Origin of the sequence: Paraburkholderia rhizosphaerae (assembly GCF_004366595.1) — a bacterium.
Taxonomy (GTDB): Bacteria; Pseudomonadota; Gammaproteobacteria; order Burkholderiales; family Burkholderiaceae; genus Paraburkholderia; species Paraburkholderia rhizosphaerae.
Map to the genome: position 1 here is coordinate 72638 of NZ_SORE01000011.1, position 14969 is coordinate 87606.

Below are 14969 nucleotides of genomic sequence, written 5' to 3' on the forward strand. Positions count from 1 at the left end.
GGCGCATGCAGGAAACGCTGCCGGATCAGTAGTCAAACTCCGGTGCGGGGGTCTGCGCCGGTTTTTCGTCTTTCGGCGCTTCGGCAACCGTTGCATCCGTCGTCAGGATCAGCCCGGCAATCGATGCGGCATTCTGTAGTGCCGTGCGCGCAACCTTGGTAGGATCGACCACGCCCGCCTCGACAAGGTCGCCATACTCGCCAGTGGCCGCGTTGTAGCCGAAGTTGCCGCTGCCTTCGAGCACCTTCGCGATGACCACAGAAGGCTCATCCCCCGCGTTGGAAGCGATCACTCGCAGCGGCGCCTCGAGCGCTCGCAACACGATCTGGACGCCCGCGTCCTGATCACTGTTGGCGCCTTTCAGGTTCATCACCGCCGAACGCGCGCGCAGCAGCGCCACACCACCACCCGGCACGATGCCTTCCTCGACCGCCGCGCGGGTGGCGTGCAGCGCGTCGTCCACGCGGTCCTTCTTCTCCTTCATCTCAACCTCGGTCGCCGCTCCGACCTTGATGACGGCCACACCGCCCGCAAGCTTTGCCACGCGCTCCTGCAGCTTCTCGCGGTCATAGTCGCTCGTCGCCTCGACTACCTGCGCCCGGATGGACTTCACGCGTGCCTCGATGCGCTTTTCGTCGCCGGCGCCGTCGATGATGATCGTGTCGTCCTTGCGCACTTCGACGCGCTTCGCGCTGCCGAGATCGTCAAGCGTTGCCTTCTGCAACTGCTTGCCGGTTTCCTCGGAGATGACGGTTGCACCCGTGAGGACGGCGATGTCTTCAAGCATCGCCTTGCGGCGGTCGCCGAAACCGGGCGCCTTGACGCCCGCGACCTTCAGGATGCCGCGCATCGCGTTGACCACGAGCGTGGCGAGTGCCTCGCCGTCGATGTCTTCCGCGACGATCAGCAGGGGCTTGCCCGCCTTGGAGGTCGCTTCGAGGACCGGCAGCAGATCCCGGATGTTCGATATCTTCTTGTCGTGCAGCAGGATCAGGGCGTCGTCCAGATACGCCGCCTGCTTCTCCGGATCGTTGATGAAGTAGGGGCTCACGTAGCCGCGGTCGAACTGCATCCCTTCAACTACGTCCAGCTCGTTCTCGAGCGACTTGCCGTCTTCGACGGTGATCACCCCCTCCTTGCCGACCTTCTCCATCGCGTCGGCGATGATTTTGCCGATTGCCTCGTCGGAATTTGCCGAAATCGAGCCCACCTGGGCGATTTCGCGATTGGTGGAAATGGGCTTCGAGAGCGCACGTAGTTCGTCGAGCACGGCGCCCACGGCCTTGTCGATGCCCCGTTTGAGGTCCATCGGGTTCATGCCCGCTGCGACGTGCTTCATGCCTTCCTGCACGATCGCCTGCGCCAGCACGGTGGCCGTGGTGGTGCCGTCTCCGGCGACATCGGCCGTTTTCGAGGCAACTTGTTTCACCACCTGGGCCCCCATGTTCTCGAAGCGGTCCTTCAGCTCGATTTCCCTCGCGACCGACACACCGTCCTTGGTGATGGTCGGCGCGCCGAAGCTGCGCTCGATCAGCACATTGCGGCCTTTCGGACCGAGCGTGACCTTCACGGCATCGGCGAGAACGTTCACGCCCTTAACGATACGGGCGCGCGCGCTGTCATGAAATTTGACGTCTTTTGCACTCATGTTGTTGCTCCGGGAAGTAGTCGTTGACTCAAGGCGTCGCGAACGACCGGTCCGGTGTCCGCGACCGTAATGAGGTTTCAGGCCGCCTTGCAGGCGGCGCCCGCGTCGGCCTCGAGCACGCCCATGACGTCTTCCTCGCGCATGACGAGCAGTTCCTCGCCGTCGACCTTGACGGTCTGGCCTGCGTACTTGCCGAAGAGGACCTGGTCACCGACTTTGAGTTGGAGCCCGCGCAGCGTTCCATCCTGCAACAGCCGGCCGCTGCCGACTGCGACGACTTCGCCTTGTTCTGGTTTTTCTGCCGCTGAATCGGGAATCACGATGCCCGAAGCTGTCGTCCGCTGCGTCTCGATTCGCTTGACGATAACCCGGTCGTAGAGGGGACGAATCTGCATTCAGATCTCCTGAGCGATTAAAGGATCACCAATAAGGGAATCCGGCTGCAGGTGCCGGGGCGCGTGGAGCGCCGCGCTGCAGCCGAGCCAATGTCTGGCGGAGAGCGAAATAGAGGCGCCCACCGCGCGCTTCAAGGGGGCTGGAAATGGCTCTTTGTAACAAATTGTTTCAGCGTGGCAGCAGGATGCGATGGACCGTGCCGAGGCGATAAACCGTGCGGCCGCGCCCGTCGGGTCGGCGGGGTAGAGGCGACACAGGACAGGGCGGCTGGCGTCCGCCATCGACGTCAAGGGTGTCGTCCGGCACATTGAGCGTGTGCCACAGGCCGCCCTTGACGGGGCGGAATAGCCAGCGCACGTAGCCCCTGCGCGCGGCAAGCTGCATCAGCTCGTCGCGATCGGTCTCGTCATCGAGAAGTTGCGGGTCGCGGGCCATGTCCTCTCCATAGTCGCCGAACGCTCGCCGGCAGGCTAGCGTCTCGGCAGCGCTGGCGCCGATCACGTTGCAGCCGCGCCGCTCGACGCGCTCGACATCCCACGCACCGGATTGCCAGGCGGCATCAAGCAGCATGGCGTCCACGGTCTCGAAGCTGTGCCACGGTGCATCGAGCTGGACGGCCGATCCCGGAACCGGGCGTGGCGGGATCTCAATGCCGGGCAGCACAAGCGGCGTCGCGCGCCGGAATCCGTGCCAGTGGAGTATTGCGATGAGCGGCGTATTCACCTGCGCCGCCGCCGTGACGGTGACGGCAAAGAGCGGCAGGCGCACGGCGTCGATCTGTTCCTGAAGCCTGTCGAAAAGGTCCATGAAGCCTCCCGGTTGACATGTTGCAGGGCCTCTTGAAATTTCCGTTCCTTGCGCTATTTTATGCATCGCTCAGGCAATCGCGATTAAGCGCTGCGTGTTTCGATTTGTTTGTCGGCGGGGTTTCCCACGGACAGGCGGACTGGAGCGCGTGGTTCCGTTCGTCTTTCGTGGCGGCCCCGGTTTCAAGGAGCCAGTCATGAGCGATGTTTTCTTCAGCACCGATCTGCTGGGCGAATTCGACCGCCTGCACCGGCAGATGGCCGGCGTCTTCGCGGGCTTTCCCGCCAGCCTGCGCGCCATGCGCAGCGACACCTTTCCTCCCGTCAACATCGGCAGCACCGACGACAGCGTCGAGATCGTCGCGTTCGCGCCAGGGCTCGACCCGGCAGCGATCGATGTCTCGATCGACAAGGGGTTGCTGACGATCAGCGGCGATCGCAAGCCGCCAGAACCGGGGATGCGGGAGGAAACGCGTGTCTACGCGCAGGAGCGCTTCCAGGGCGCGTTCGAGCGTGTGATCGAGCTGCCGCAGCACGCCGATCACGACAAGGTCAATGCGCGTTACGTGAACGGTTGCCTGACCATCAGCGTCGGGCGTTCCGAGGCATTGAAGCCTCGTGCCATCACCGTCCAGTAAGTCCCTCGACCCGTCATGAGCGTTACGGAGGACATCATGTACGACAGCACTGAACTGGCTAAACGTCCGTCGGGCACCCAAGTCGCCGCCCGTGAGGGTGCGGAAACCGCGAAGCAGCTCACCCGCATTGCACCTGCGGTCGACGTGTTCGAGGACAGCCGCGGCATCACGCTGTATGCCGACCTGCCGGGCGTGCCGCGCGAGAAGCTCGACGTGCGTGTGCAGGACGGCAGTCTGAACATTGAAGCTGAGGCAGTGATTCCCACGCCATCCGGGCTGCGACTGCAGCACGGTGAAGTGCGTCACCCGCACTTCTGGCGCGCGTTCACGCTGAGCCCGGACTTCGACGTCTCGCGCATCGACGCGCAGTTGCGCGATGGGGTGCTCAAGCTGACCATCCCGCGCCGCGAGGAGGCGAAGCCGCGACGCATCCAGGTGGGTGTTGGTTAGGCGTATGCACAGGGGCGAGTCTGGACGTACGGCGTGGCGCGCAGGGCCCGCGCCGTGTCATCCGACACGCGGAGCAATTTATGGACAACGTCCGCAGCCAAAGCTGGAAAAGCTTCACGATCGACACCAGCGCGTTTCCGGTACGGCACTGTGCGCTGCCTCCCGCCGGACCGGAGACGTACGTGGCCATCGTGCGCATCCGGCATGCGGAGCGGACCGTCGCGGATTGGCACTTGCCACGCTATGCCCAGCACTGGGCAAGCGCGGACGAGGCGCACCGGGAAACGGTCGAGTACGCGATACGCGCCATCAACGCGGGTTATCTCGACGATACCGGTTCGCCGGCGCGCTTCCTCACATGACGGTGCCGCGCTGCCACGCAGCGCGGCACCTGAACGGCCTGCACTGCATGTCGTTTTTCTGCAGGGGGCCTCTGCTTTCGGGAACCTGTTTTACGGGAGAAGAAAATGCTCAGTCCACACGAATTTGCGACCCTGATGCTGGTCCGTCAGGCGCCGGACCAGCTCGATATGAATCGCGCCGAGCTCGACGCGCTGCTTGAGCGCCAGATGGTCATGCTGGAACATTGCGCCGAGGGCGCTCGCCGCGCGTACCTGACCGGGAAGGGCAGAACGTTCCTCGACGCGCTCCACCCGGGCGACGCACCGCGTCGAAGCCGGAAGACCGCCGGCAACGACGGTGGGACAAGCCCGGAAACGCCCTCCGTGCCAGGTGGCATCACGACGGATATTGTGGTGCCGGGACGCGCAGGCTGAATGGCTGCGCGATCGCAACGACAGGCCTGTCGTCCTTCGTGACGAGCGGGCGCGAGGTTACCGGGGACCTCCCGGTAACCTCGCGGCGGGGACAGGTGTCATGGTAGCGTGTCCTCGCGCTTTGCCGACGCCCCGGGCCTGCGGTGCCATGCGGGATCCCGTCTATGCTGGGTCGAATTGCAAATCCCGCATCGCCGGGCTCGCTTCGGGAACAACGCTCTGCCTGAGGTGGGATATGCAAACGGACAACGTCATGGAGTATCACGGCTGCGAGGTACGGCCGGTGGTCACCGCCACGGGAAAGGGCCGCTACGCAGCGGCGGCCATCGTCACAGACCGGGCTGGCGAAACACGCACGCTCGGCGTCGATGGGGACTTCGCCAACGTCCAGGAGGCACGCGATGAAGCACTAGAGCTTGCCGTCGCATGGATCCAGCAACGCTCCGTCGTTTCGGACCGGTATGTCACACGGACCTAGTCAGGGCCCAGGCAGCAACTGCCGTAGACCGCATTAAATGTGTCAACGTTGCGGCATTAAACGTGTCAACTCGCCCGCTGGCTCCCATCGGTGACACATTTAATGCGGTCTACGACAGCCTCATTAAAGCTTGCAAATTCCTAACAACCAGCTTTAATGAGGCTGTCTGCATCCTGGGTTGCTCATCGAGCTGCCCGCTTGAGGCCATAGCCGTGCGTTTCGTCCCGAATCCTCCTGTCCTTGCGTGTTTCCATTTTCGGTGCCCGGTCGAAAAGGACACCTGTGGGCTTCGAAACCTGGGGACTGCGAAACGCACACGGAGCCGCGTTATTCCCGCGGACAAGTCAGCACTTCCCTTTGCCCGGTTCTTCGCATAACAGCGAAGAGCCGGGCCTCCTACCAGACCTGACGGCCCACGACGACATGCTGTCGCGCCTCTCCTGACGACGGGCGAGGCAAACGTCGCGCACGAGTGCGCGCGCTCGTGTGTCGGGTCCAACAGTCCAACAGGATCCCCGTTGCGCGGCTGATGCGCGGCACCTGCCGCGCTTAAAAAGCGGCGGGGCTGACTACGTGATAGCGAAACGGGAAAGCGACGCTGCAGATCGCCGGCAAAGCGCCAGTGAGTCGTTGCTCGACGGCCGTCGAGCACACCCGATTCGGCCAGAACAAATGCCCCTGTGCAGGGCGCCGCGACGCGCCGCGACGTCTTGAGCGCGTGTTTGACAAAGGCCGTGAGTGCGGGCGAGCGCAGGTCAGTTTCGACGCCTGAAGCGAACATGACCGTATCGAACACGGCATCGCCGAACGGCTCGCTGTCGATACGAATTCCCGACGATGCCGATATCAGCCCGCCCGTTTCGGAAACGACGGTCACCTCGTACGCCGTCTCTTCGAGCACGAGATTGGCCAGCTCGAATGCGGTGACCGCCGCGAAACCCATCATATAAAACCTGGGGAAGACGACGAAGCCGATGCTGTGCATGATGCGTCCTGTGGAACAAATGTTACTGGCATTGCTTGCATTTTATATCGATGGATATAAAATCAGGCAACGAAAACCTCATCGGGAGGTTTGAAAAGCAGGCCAGGAAATGTACTCATGGGACGACCTCGCGAGTTCGACGAAGAACAGGTACTTGACGCGGTGACTGATGCCTTCTGGGCAAAGGGTTATGAAGGCACGTCGACGCGTGACCTCGTGGCAGCCACGGGACTAACTCAGCCGAGTCTCTACAATGCATTCGGCGACAAGCGCGTGCTGTTTCGTCGTGCACTCGATCATTACCTCGATCGGACGCTAAGGCACAAAATCGCGCGAATGGAGGCTGAACTACCTCCAGCGGCGGCCATCACGGCATTCTTTGAGGAAATTATCGGTCGCTCGCTTTCGGACGACAAGCAAAGGGGTTGCCTGCTTGTCAATTCGACGCTGGAAGCAACCTGCGACGATGTCGAACTCCGACAGGCAGTGGCGTCCGAACTGCGCCAGTTGCGATCATTTTTCATGCGCTGCATCACGGCAGCCCAGAGAAATTCGGAGATAAAAGCGACAGTGTCACCCGACGATGCGGCTTCCAACCTGCTGGCCGTTGCTCTTGGCCTGCGCATACTTGCTCGAGTTGATCCGAAACCTGAGCTTTTTACGGGCGCGGTGGCACAAGCGATGGCGATGCTCGGTCTCTCAGCGCCGACTGCGCTAAAAATTAGACGGCATCGCTCTCAGAACCGGCCTATGCCCTCTTGTTCGCAGACTGGCTGAGCATCGTAAGAATCCAGTCTTTCCCTCTCTAAAACTAAGGATACCGATATGTCAAAACGTACCTTTCTCGTCACCGGTGCTACCAAGGGAATTGGCCGCGCGTTGTCGGACAGGCTTGCCGGCGCGGGTCACCATGTGGTCGGACTTGCCCGCCGTACCAACGATGTTCCGTTTCCCGGCACTCTGGTGTCAGTCGACCTCGGCGATCGTGTCGCAACTGACGCATGCCTGAAGACGCTCGCCGAGCGCTTCTCATTCGACGGTGTCGTCAATAACATGGGCTTCGTCCGGCTCGCAGGCATAGGAGAAATCAATCCCGACGAGTTCGAGGAGAGTTTCAGGATCAACCTCACCCCCGCGGTCCAGATTGTCCAGGCAGTCCTGCCCAACATGCGCGCGCAGGGTTGGGGGCGCGTGGTTAATCTGTCTAGCCTTACTATTCTGGGAATGCCTCGGCGCTCCGCATACGCAGCCGCGAAGGCAGCGATGGTGACCATGACACGCACATGGGCGCTGGAACTGGCAGACGCCGGCATCACTGTAAACGCAGTCGCGCCAGGACCGGTGGAAACTGAAATGTTTCGCGAGAACTCCCCCGTCGGAAGCGAAGCAGAACGGCGCTTTCTTTCCTTGATCCCGATGAAGCGACTCGGCAAGCCGCATGAACTGGCTGCTGCGATTGAATTTCTGCTGTCTGAGGATGCAGGTTTCATCACCGGTCAAACCTTGTTTGTCGACGGGGGAGGCTCGATTGGGAAGGCGTCGCTGTGAAGTACCTGGCCCGTCAATGTAATTGATTGTGTCATGCATTTAATTACCTTAACGCACAGCCGCAGCGGACGCGGACCATAAGGCAGCGCCTGTACTTCGTTCCTGATGTATTTGAGAACCGTCTTGCGAGCGATACGCTGTCGAGTGCGACCGCCGAAATACTCAACCCCTGCCGATGCAGTTCCAGAACTGTCACCACCACACCGAGGACCCGCAGATGTGCCTACGGCACGAGCCATGTCAGGGCGGCCCTCGTCTGACATGCAAGCGGGCCTTCGAATTTCAGGCATCCTATCCATGAACGGCGCTTCCCGCCGTGAACGTGGCTCGCGGAATTAACGAACTGCTACAGCTGGGATCCGCAGCCGGAGCACGCACATCCGGCAGACCTCAGCGCGTTCGGCGCCGAACGCATGTTTGGCAATGGATGCGAATGGACGTAGTCGCCCATCAATTTCAGCCGCGTAAAAGAGGATCTCGATCCGCTGAAGGCAATTGACGGATATCAATCGCTACTGATAACCGGAGACTACGATTTGCACCACCTGTTTTCGATCAACGGAAGAGCACCGGTTTCTCAGGGAAGTGGGGAGGAAGCCGCAGCATTAAAAGCGATAAATAGCGCGGTCGGCACTGCCGATTTGGCGCGGCCCGCCGGTGCCGTGAAAACGAACGTCGTGAGACACGGTGCACAGGCAAGCTACCTCGCATTCAAGCTGTTCCAGGAACATGGCGATCCAATAAATCCAGAGGCGGCACAGGCAAGCCTTCCCTGCGCGCTGTACGCGAATAAGAAATGGAACATCATCGAGAATGAGGAAGGTCTCGTTAAAGCATACAAGAGTTTCGGCATGCGCCTCAAGGAGTCCTGGGCATCACCGCGCACTAGCGTCAGCCAGCATGATTCGCCGCGGTCGCGACGCTCGTCCGTGGACGCAAGCGGCAATGGCGGGTCGCGGCGCCCTTCCATTGCTTCGTCGTCTCCCCGGGTGCCGCCTCCATACCCGGAATCGGCGCTGTTTTCACGAGGTGCGAGCAACCCGCAGTCGTTGTCGCGACGCCCATCGGTGGACACAACGAGCGTTAGCGGAAAATCACCGCGACTGCCCATATCCCGGGGGCCATCATCGGCGGCGTCGACGTCGCAATCACCTGTTTCGGTTCAGGGTGCCAGCCTGCCGCCCTCGCCACTGGCGCGGCGCGCACCGACGGATGTAGGACTCGCCGATAGATCTCGCAGGCAGACTTTCGGGCCGGCAATTCCCGTTTCACCTCAAAACTCATTCTTATCGGTGCCGACGCAGTCCGACGCTCCGGTCGGCTCACCTATGCGCAGTTGGACCCTGCCGTTAGAGCCAACACTGGAGGTCACATCGCCAACGTCTCCCGACGCGCCCGCACAGTGACCTGTTCACCCGGGTCAGCGCTTCAGGCGAAAAGCGATAGCCGGCACGAAAGCCGACTATCGCTTTAGCACCCGCCTACAAGCGCCCGATCAAGACTGAATCGCAAAGAACGGCTGCGTGCCCGTCGAGAAATCGTCGCCACCCGGCATGCCGAAGGTGATGCGTTTGCCGTACATGAACCGCAGACCCAGATCCAGTACGCCCGTTCCAAACAGCCCCATATTCTGACCGATGCCCGCGTGCGCCGCGTTCGACCCGTTGCCCAATTCGGACTGCGCTAGCTGTGGACGGCATACCGGATCGGGATCGCTGGTAACTGGGACCGCCAGGCAGGAGCGGTTTCATCGGCGAGCGCGGATCGCCGTCGGGCAACAGTCGGGCATGAACGACCCGTCGTCGCGGTGCCCGCATACCGGGCCGTTGCGCTTTGACAGCAATCATTTTTACGCCGACGGCGAACCGTTTGTCGACGATCGTCTGCCGGGAGATTAAGGGCTTTTTGCGCGTTGCAGGATTTCCGTTGCATACGTTATGCGCAGCTTCAGCGCGAAGCAGGCTCTTCTCACGTCCGTCGAATGTCTTCATGGCCCACGGCCATGCTGAGCCTGTCCTTGCGGTCCAGCAAGATAGGCAGCCAGTGGGTCAGGCCGAGGAAGCAGATCTCCCGCATGCGTTTCTCGTGTCCGGTTTGTCCGGGCAGCAGCGGTGTCGCGTCGATCGCGTGGGTGTAGAAATCGGCCACGTACTCGGACAGGCAGAGCTCTTTCTTAACGCTCTCCGACCACATTGACGGCACGCTGTCACGGCCCCTCAGCCATGGAAACGTGGCCGCGTTGACCGCTTCGGGAGAGTGGAACCAGCGATAGCCGCCGAACACCTCGGCGGCCGCCTCGCCGGAGAGCGCGACCGTCGAGGTCTTGCGGACTTCGGCGAACAGAAGATAGAGCGACGGATACATGTCGCTACGAGTCCCTCGCGGCACGCGAGGAAGCTGCTTAGGCTCGCTAATCTGCAGGCGCCGTACCGCGCGTCATTCACCGGTTTTCTTCAACCTGAAGGTCAACATCATGCCTCGTCTCCATACCATCGAAATGTCCGAAGCCACCGGTCACGCAGCCGGAATTTTCAGAGGCGTTAAAGCCGCGGTCGGCAGAGTTCCGAATTCCTATATCGGCATCGGCGGTAATAGTCCCGTCGCACTCGAGGCCGTGTTGAATCTCGAGGCATCGCTCAAAAAGAGCAGCTTGAGCGCGCGGGATATCGAAGTCGTGAAACTGGTCGTAAGCCATACGACCGGCTGCAGCTATTGCCTCGCCGCCCACACTGTGCTGAGCAAAAAGATCGGCATTGACCGTGAAGCCATTCTGGCCTTGCGCCAGGCTAAGCCGTCGGGCGATGCGCACGATGATGCGTTAGCCAAATTCGTGTTGCAGTTCTTCCGGGTTCGGCCACAAGCGGTCGTATAGTTCCTCCGCTTTTAGATCATGCGAGTGCCTCTTCGAGACTCGTAAGCGGCCATCCGATCATATTCATGTTGCAGATGACGGTCTCATCGCTAAATCCATTTGGGCACATCGATACGTGGCTGGCGACGTAACGACTCAATCAACTCGTTTGGGTCGCTATGGATAGCTATGGATTCACGATGTTCGAAGGGTAAAAATCTCTGCTCGACCATGTGATCGATGAAACCCATGAAGGGCATGAAGAAGTTCGCAGTGTTCAACAAGCCTAACGGCTTGTCGATTTCCTGCAACTGATTCATCGTCCAGGATTCCATCACTTCTTCAATCGTTCCGATTCCTCCGGGAAGTGCAATGAATGCGTCGGCAAGCTCGACCATCCGCTCCTTGCGCTTTCTTAGCGTGGATGCGATCTCGCAATGAGTTAGCGCCGAATGCGAATGGCCGCGCCGATGCAGGCTTTCTGTGATGACGCCGTGCACCTGGCCTCCTGCCGATATTGCCGCATCGGCTACGGCACCCATCAATCCTTTGGTCGTCCCGCCATACACTACCTTTATGCACGCACCTGCCAAGGCCAGGCCAAGCTTGCGTGCGTCCTGTGCGTATTGTTCAGAAGCACCGAAGTTCGAGCCGCAGAAAACGGCGATGGAGTTGATTGTGCGCGACGGCGCTTCAGTCGAACTCATTTCTCACGCGCTTTTCAACGCGGGCGATCAGGTGTGGTACGAAAATCCGGGATACCCGCCGACCCGGCAGTTGATGCGTATGCTGAATCTGAACGGTGTTCCCATTCCGGTGGACGAAGAAGGGATAGATGTAGCCTGCGGCATCGAACTCGCACCCCGCGCACGGGCGGCGATCGTGACTCCCGCCCACCAAAGCCCTTTATGCGTAACACTTTCGTTGCCCCGCCGGCTAGCCCTGCTGGAATGGGCTGCGCAAAGCAAAGGATGGATCATCGAAGATGACTACGATGGCGAATATCGCTATATCAGCCGGCCCTTGCCAGCGCTGAAAAGTCTGGATGGAAACGGAAGAGTTCTTTATGCAGGCACTTTCAGCAAGATGCTGATGCCGAGCCTTCGATTGGCGTATCTGGTCGTCCCCGACGCGCTCGTCGAACGCTTCGAGCAGGTCGTTCGAACGCTTGGCACAGGCACGTCCCACCTCGTTCAGGCAATGGTGACATCGTTCATGAGAGAGGGGCACTTTGCACGGCATATTCAGCGAATGCGCAGGCTATATGCCGAACGACGCGAGGCAACAGTCGCGGGTCTGGAAAGCGCTCTCGGCCATTACGTGGACATCGATGCACAACCTGGCGGCATGCATCTGATCTTGCGCTTACGCGGCCGCCGGTCAGACCGCCGGCTCGTTGCGAGTATGGGTGAAAACGGCCTGTACGCCGAAGCACTTTCGGATTGGGGCGAAGGACGGCAAGTCGGATCGGCGCTGCTCGTCGGGTTCACGAACGTTGACAGTCAGGCAACCGCAGCGCAACTCGGCAAGCGAATCCTGTCGCTGATGTGACCGGAACAACGCATACGCTAAAAATCATGGCATAGCACGGATGCAGGTTCATGGTCCTTTTGAACTGGACCAAGGTGAGACAAGATGAAGCCTCTTAAACGATCAATCAGAGAGGTTCTTCATGACACAACGCATCAACTACAGCAAGGCGTCGCCGGACGCGTATCGGGCGTTCGGTGACGTACATTCCATAATTCAGACATGCGGCCTTGCGAAGGATCTAATCAACCTCGTGTACCTGCGCGCCTCGCAGATGAATGGCTGTGCTTTCTGTATCGATATGCACACGCGAGACCTGAAGAAGCTCGGGGTATCGGAGGAAAAACTCACCCTTCTACAGGTCTGGCACGACGCCGGCACGCTATTCAGCGCGCGCGAGAAAGCAGCGATCGCCTGGGCGGAAGTGGTCACGGATGTGGCGGCAACGCACGCCCCCGATGACGCTTATCAAGCGGCGGCGGCCGAATTCAATGACAAGGAACTCGCCGACCTCACCTATGCGATCAGCCTGATGAACGCTTTCAATCGTCTTGGCATCGCCTTCCGCACCGTTCCAGCCGCAGCTTACGCTAAAGCCTGACATTGCACACCTTGTACGGAGTTTTCACTGATGGCATGGCTACTACTTAGCCTGGCAGGCGTGCTTGAGATCGCTTTCGCCTTTGCGATGAAGGCCTCAGACGGCTTCACGCGACTGACGCCCGGGCTGCTTACGGTCGCGACCGGACTGTCGAGCGTGATTCTGCTCTCCGTGGCGCTTCGTACAGTGCCGGTCGGCACCGGCTACGCCGTGTGGACTGGAGTCGGGGCGGCGGGTACGGCAATTCTTGGTATCGCTTTGCTCGGAGATTCGGCCGCACCATTGCGGGTGTTTTTCATCCTGCTGATTCTCGGTGGCGTGATCGGACTCAAGTTCGCATAAACGCTCGATATTCCGGTGAGGGCCGATCCGACGACGATCTGACCAATTTCTTTGACACAGGTGTTCTCATGACACGTGTAAAAAAGGCAGCAGCCGTACAGATCGCCTGCTAATTCTATTTGCAGCAAGTGCCGGCGTCGCCTCTGGCCGGTTCGGCTCGCAGTTCAACAGCGGATATTTCGATGACCAGCTACGACCCCAAGATCACAGCAGTTCTTTGCGTGGATCTGTACAACGACTTTCTGAGTGACGGAGGAAGCTATTTCCTTGGATCAAGGACATCGCTGCAGAGAACAACATGATGGAGAACCTTCGGACGATCGTAGACCGTATTAATTTCGTCACCGTTGCGACAATGAAATTGTCAATCGATGGCCATGCAGCGGGTCAGCGCCCACAGAGTCTTGCCGCATGAGGGTTCGGGGGAGCGAGATAAATTTGTCAACGGTCGGCACGGACGCGGTGCCGCGTCCCGCTCAGTACGTGGCTATCCCGACAGCACAGGCGACGATTCAGCGCATCCGCCGCTGAACCAACGGGCGATGTTCTTCCGGGTTCGGCCATGTTCAGCCGTTCGCCCGCTCATGCGGCCGGACATTGAAACGACTCTTATGCGGAAAGCTGTCGCTCGCTTTGCTCGGTGGCCGGAAGGGGACTTGCCGTTGAACCTCCGACTATGGGTGTGTGCGCTTCCATCCACAACGGTTAGCTGCTTGATGGTTGCAACTGCCGGGCTACCGCCTTCCGAGCAAGGCGGTAGCCCACGGCGTCACTGAGCCAGGTGGCGACTCTCCGGCTGCAGCAGTATCGCTTTGATCACGTAACGGATCTGCGCGCCGCTTGGTGGTCTGCACACCACGGTCTGACCACATCGCGCACCCAAAAGTGAAATGCCGGCAGGCGACAGGACGGACAGACGCCCCATCAGGTAGTCCGACCTATCGGGATATACCAGCGTCCAATGATAAGTGTTAGCGCTGCCGACAACCGTGCACTCAATGGTCGTGTTCATCGTGACAACGTCAGGCGGGATCTGCTCGGCGTCGACGAGTACAGCGGTCGTTTCGAGAGAGTTTCCACCATCGCTCGCTGCTGCGGCGTTACCGTCGCCAAATGAACACACGCCTTCAGTTGAGCCAAGTCGCTTTCGGACACGATGCGCTCGGTTTCCGCATGTGTCTTTCCATCCATGGAAGATTGAATTTGGTAGAGCAGCATGATTGCCTCCGGCGAGAATACAGATTCCCGAAGTGGCGGTCGACGAAGATCAGATTTTCGTCGTCGATGGTTCGATCTGGACATCGGCGGGCATGACGGCCACGATTGACATGGCGCTTGCCATGATTGAAAAAGATCACGGCAAGGAAGTATCACGTGCGGTCGCGCGCAAGCTCGTCGTGTATCACCGGCGTGCCGGCGGTCAGTCGCAATTTTCTGCGCTGCTCGAACTCGAGCCTAAATCCGACCGGATCCAGAAAGCGATCGACTATGCAGTTGCGCACCTGCGCAATGCGCTGTCCGTCGAGGAACTGGCCGAGGTGGCAAGTCTTAGCCCGCGACAGTTCAGCCGGGCATTTACTGCGGAAACGGGCGAGTCACCCGCGAAGGCCGTGGAACGGCTGCGTGTGGAAGCCGCCCGATTGATGCTCGAGCAGGGGCGCCTTTCGATGGATGTCATTGCCAACGAGGTGGGCTTTTTTGACCGCGTGCGTATGAGGCGCGCGTTCGTCCGGACCCTGGGCCAGCCGCCGCAATCGGTCCGGCGCAAGGGAAGAGAGGGCCGTGCGGCCGCGGAACTCGAAGCGGAAGACGATAGCGGCGTTCCGGTGTCCCGGCAACCCTGAGCGACGCTTAACCCGGCTGGTCAGCGGCCGTACATTGGACGTGCGTCCGAAATCGACCGTATATCTGACATTTGAA

The 14969-nt window shown here is 60.3% G+C and carries 20 protein-coding genes and 1 pseudogene; 12 read left to right on the forward strand and 9 right to left on the reverse strand.

The features are described 5' to 3' along the window. Window positions 1–25: 25 nt before the first annotated feature. From groL to BX592_RS15950, 3 genes are all read right to left on the reverse strand, one after another. A complete protein-coding gene (gene groL / locus BX592_RS15940; protein ID WP_134192792.1) occupies window positions 26–1648 on the reverse strand; it encodes a chaperonin GroEL in 1623 nt (540 codons plus the stop codon). A 77-nt stretch (window positions 1649–1725) separates the two neighbouring features. Next, entirely contained in the window at window positions 1726–2043 is a 318-nt protein-coding gene (locus tag BX592_RS15945) for a co-chaperone GroES (RefSeq protein ID WP_134192793.1), read from the reverse strand. Between the two features lie 169 nt (window positions 2044–2212). Beyond that, a complete protein-coding gene (locus BX592_RS15950) occupies window positions 2213–2851 on the reverse strand; it encodes a diguanylate cyclase (RefSeq protein WP_134192794.1) in 639 nt (212 codons plus the stop codon). A 196-nt stretch (window positions 2852–3047) separates the two neighbouring features. On the opposite strand from BX592_RS15950, the gene BX592_RS15955 reads away from it, so the two are divergent. From BX592_RS15955 to BX592_RS15975, 5 genes are all read left to right on the forward strand, one after another. Then, the gene (locus tag BX592_RS15955) at window positions 3048–3488 is read left to right on the forward strand and encodes an Hsp20/alpha crystallin family protein (RefSeq protein WP_134192795.1); all 441 of its coding nucleotides are present in this window, start codon (window positions 3048–3050) and stop codon (window positions 3486–3488) included. Between the two features lie 36 nt (window positions 3489–3524). Next, a complete protein-coding gene (locus tag BX592_RS15960) occupies window positions 3525–3938 on the forward strand; it encodes an Hsp20/alpha crystallin family protein (RefSeq protein ID WP_134192796.1) in 414 nt (137 codons plus the stop codon). 80 nt (window positions 3939–4018) lie between these two features. Further along, complete coding sequence (locus BX592_RS15965; protein WP_134192797.1) at window positions 4019–4300, forward strand: hypothetical protein; 282 nt, start codon at window positions 4019–4021, stop codon at window positions 4298–4300. A gap of 105 nt (window positions 4301–4405) precedes the next feature. Further along, the gene (locus BX592_RS15970; protein ID WP_243849564.1) at window positions 4406–4714 is read left to right on the forward strand and encodes a hypothetical protein; all 309 of its coding nucleotides are present in this window, start codon (window positions 4406–4408) and stop codon (window positions 4712–4714) included. A 235-nt stretch (window positions 4715–4949) separates the two neighbouring features. Beyond that, complete coding sequence (locus BX592_RS15975; protein ID WP_134192798.1) at window positions 4950–5192, forward strand: hypothetical protein; 243 nt, start codon at window positions 4950–4952, stop codon at window positions 5190–5192. A gap of 109 nt (window positions 5193–5301) precedes the next feature. Here the strand turns inward: BX592_RS15975 and BX592_RS15980 are convergent, their stop codons facing one another. Then, window positions 5302–6177: a DJ-1/PfpI family protein gene (locus BX592_RS15980; RefSeq protein ID WP_134192799.1), complete on the reverse strand. Its 876-nt coding sequence runs from the start codon at window positions 6175–6177 to the stop codon at window positions 5302–5304. A gap of 117 nt (window positions 6178–6294) precedes the next feature. Here BX592_RS15980 and BX592_RS15985 point away from each other — a divergent pair, with 117 nt between their 5' ends. Then, window positions 6295–6954 (forward strand): TetR/AcrR family transcriptional regulator, encoded by a 660-nt coding sequence (locus BX592_RS15985; RefSeq protein WP_134192800.1) that lies wholly within the window; start codon window positions 6295–6297, stop codon window positions 6952–6954. A gap of 48 nt (window positions 6955–7002) precedes the next feature. Continuing rightward, window positions 7003–7725: an SDR family oxidoreductase gene (locus BX592_RS15990; RefSeq protein WP_134192801.1), complete on the forward strand. Its 723-nt coding sequence runs from the start codon at window positions 7003–7005 to the stop codon at window positions 7723–7725. Between the two features lie 1495 nt (window positions 7726–9220). Here BX592_RS15990 and BX592_RS34425 read toward each other — a convergent pair. Then, on the reverse strand, window positions 9221–9397 hold the full coding sequence (locus tag BX592_RS34425; protein WP_243849565.1) for a hypothetical protein: 177 nt from the start codon (window positions 9395–9397) through the stop codon (window positions 9221–9223). 296 nt (window positions 9398–9693) lie between these two features. After that, complete coding sequence (locus BX592_RS34430; RefSeq protein WP_243849566.1) at window positions 9694–10089, reverse strand: asparagine synthase-related protein; 396 nt, start codon at window positions 10087–10089, stop codon at window positions 9694–9696. Between the two features lie 133 nt (window positions 10090–10222). Between BX592_RS34430 and BX592_RS16000 the strand changes: the two genes are divergently transcribed. Further along, entirely contained in the window at window positions 10223–10597 is a 375-nt protein-coding gene (locus BX592_RS16000; RefSeq protein ID WP_166676370.1) for a carboxymuconolactone decarboxylase family protein, read from the forward strand. A gap of 89 nt (window positions 10598–10686) precedes the next feature. Here the strand turns inward: BX592_RS16000 and BX592_RS16005 are convergent, their stop codons facing one another. Continuing rightward, entirely contained in the window at window positions 10687–11283 is a 597-nt protein-coding gene (locus tag BX592_RS16005) for an LOG family protein (protein WP_134192803.1), read from the reverse strand. Here BX592_RS16005 and BX592_RS16010 point away from each other — a divergent pair. From BX592_RS16010 to BX592_RS16020, 3 genes are all read left to right on the forward strand, one after another. Continuing rightward, window positions 11243–12127, forward strand: coding sequence for an aminotransferase-like domain-containing protein (locus BX592_RS16010; protein ID WP_377681663.1), 885 nt, complete (start codon window positions 11243–11245; stop codon window positions 12125–12127). The genes BX592_RS16005 and BX592_RS16010 overlap by 41 nt on opposite strands. A 121-nt stretch (window positions 12128–12248) precedes the next feature. Further along, a complete protein-coding gene (locus tag BX592_RS16015; protein WP_134192804.1) occupies window positions 12249–12707 on the forward strand; it encodes a carboxymuconolactone decarboxylase family protein in 459 nt (152 codons plus the stop codon). 30 nt (window positions 12708–12737) lie between these two features. Beyond that, complete coding sequence (locus tag BX592_RS16020; RefSeq protein WP_134192805.1) at window positions 12738–13049, forward strand: DMT family transporter; 312 nt, start codon at window positions 12738–12740, stop codon at window positions 13047–13049. Window positions 13050–13818: 769 nt separating this feature from the next. On the opposite strand, the gene BX592_RS34435 is transcribed toward BX592_RS16020, so the two are convergent. Together BX592_RS34435 and BX592_RS34440 are read right to left on the reverse strand one after the other, a co-directional pair. Then, window positions 13819–14061 (reverse strand): GreA/GreB family elongation factor, encoded by a 243-nt coding sequence (locus BX592_RS34435; protein WP_243849567.1) that lies wholly within the window; start codon window positions 14059–14061, stop codon window positions 13819–13821. Next, window positions 14058–14267: a hypothetical protein gene (locus BX592_RS34440; RefSeq protein ID WP_243849568.1), complete on the reverse strand. Its 210-nt coding sequence runs from the start codon at window positions 14265–14267 to the stop codon at window positions 14058–14060. The genes BX592_RS34435 and BX592_RS34440 overlap by 4 nt, the downstream gene beginning before the upstream one ends. Window positions 14268–14293: 26 nt before the next feature. Between BX592_RS34440 and BX592_RS16030 the strand changes: the two are divergent. After that, window positions 14294–14893: pseudogene (locus tag BX592_RS16030) on the forward strand (GlxA family transcriptional regulator); the annotation flags it as partial. Window positions 14894–14969 lie beyond the last annotated feature (76 nt).

Excerpts from the sequence above, each read along its gene's own strand:
- BX592_RS34430 (WP_243849566.1), bottom strand. The coding sequence starts at position 10,089 with ATGTATCCGTCGCTCTATCTTCTGTTCGCCGAAGTCCGCAAGACCTCG.
- BX592_RS15985 (WP_134192800.1), top strand. The coding sequence starts at position 6,295 with ATGGGACGACCTCGCGAGTTCGACGAAGAACAGGTACTTGACGCGGTG.
- BX592_RS15960 (WP_134192796.1), top strand. The coding sequence starts at position 3,525 with ATGTACGACAGCACTGAACTGGCTAAACGTCCGTCGGGCACCCAAGTC.
- BX592_RS16000 (WP_166676370.1), top strand. The coding sequence starts at position 10,223 with ATGTCCGAAGCCACCGGTCACGCAGCCGGAATTTTCAGAGGCGTTAAA.
- BX592_RS15965 (WP_134192797.1), top strand. The coding sequence starts at position 4,019 with ATGGACAACGTCCGCAGCCAAAGCTGGAAAAGCTTCACGATCGACACC.
- BX592_RS34435 (WP_243849567.1), bottom strand. The coding sequence starts at position 14,061 with ATGAACACGACCATTGAGTGCACGGTTGTCGGCAGCGCTAACACTTAT.
- BX592_RS16010 (WP_377681663.1), top strand. The coding sequence starts at position 11,243 with ATGGAGTTGATTGTGCGCGACGGCGCTTCAGTCGAACTCATTTCTCAC.
- BX592_RS15975 (WP_134192798.1), top strand. The coding sequence starts at position 4,950 with ATGCAAACGGACAACGTCATGGAGTATCACGGCTGCGAGGTACGGCCG.
- BX592_RS15980 (WP_134192799.1), bottom strand. The coding sequence starts at position 6,177 with ATGCACAGCATCGGCTTCGTCGTCTTCCCCAGGTTTTATATGATGGGT.
- BX592_RS15990 (WP_134192801.1), top strand. The coding sequence starts at position 7,003 with ATGTCAAAACGTACCTTTCTCGTCACCGGTGCTACCAAGGGAATTGGC.
- BX592_RS15970 (WP_243849564.1), top strand. The coding sequence starts at position 4,406 with ATGCTCAGTCCACACGAATTTGCGACCCTGATGCTGGTCCGTCAGGCG.
- BX592_RS15945 (WP_134192793.1), bottom strand. The coding sequence starts at position 2,043 with ATGCAGATTCGTCCCCTCTACGACCGGGTTATCGTCAAGCGAATCGAG.
- groL (WP_134192792.1), bottom strand. The coding sequence starts at position 1,648 with ATGAGTGCAAAAGACGTCAAATTTCATGACAGCGCGCGCGCCCGTATC.
- BX592_RS16015 (WP_134192804.1), top strand. The coding sequence starts at position 12,249 with ATGACACAACGCATCAACTACAGCAAGGCGTCGCCGGACGCGTATCGG.
- BX592_RS16020 (WP_134192805.1), top strand. The coding sequence starts at position 12,738 with ATGGCATGGCTACTACTTAGCCTGGCAGGCGTGCTTGAGATCGCTTTC.
- BX592_RS16005 (WP_134192803.1), bottom strand. The coding sequence starts at position 11,283 with ATGAGTTCGACTGAAGCGCCGTCGCGCACAATCAACTCCATCGCCGTT.
- BX592_RS15950 (WP_134192794.1), bottom strand. The coding sequence starts at position 2,851 with ATGGACCTTTTCGACAGGCTTCAGGAACAGATCGACGCCGTGCGCCTG.
- BX592_RS15955 (WP_134192795.1), top strand. The coding sequence starts at position 3,048 with ATGAGCGATGTTTTCTTCAGCACCGATCTGCTGGGCGAATTCGACCGC.
- BX592_RS34440 (WP_243849568.1), bottom strand. The coding sequence starts at position 14,267 with ATGCTGCTCTACCAAATTCAATCTTCCATGGATGGAAAGACACATGCG.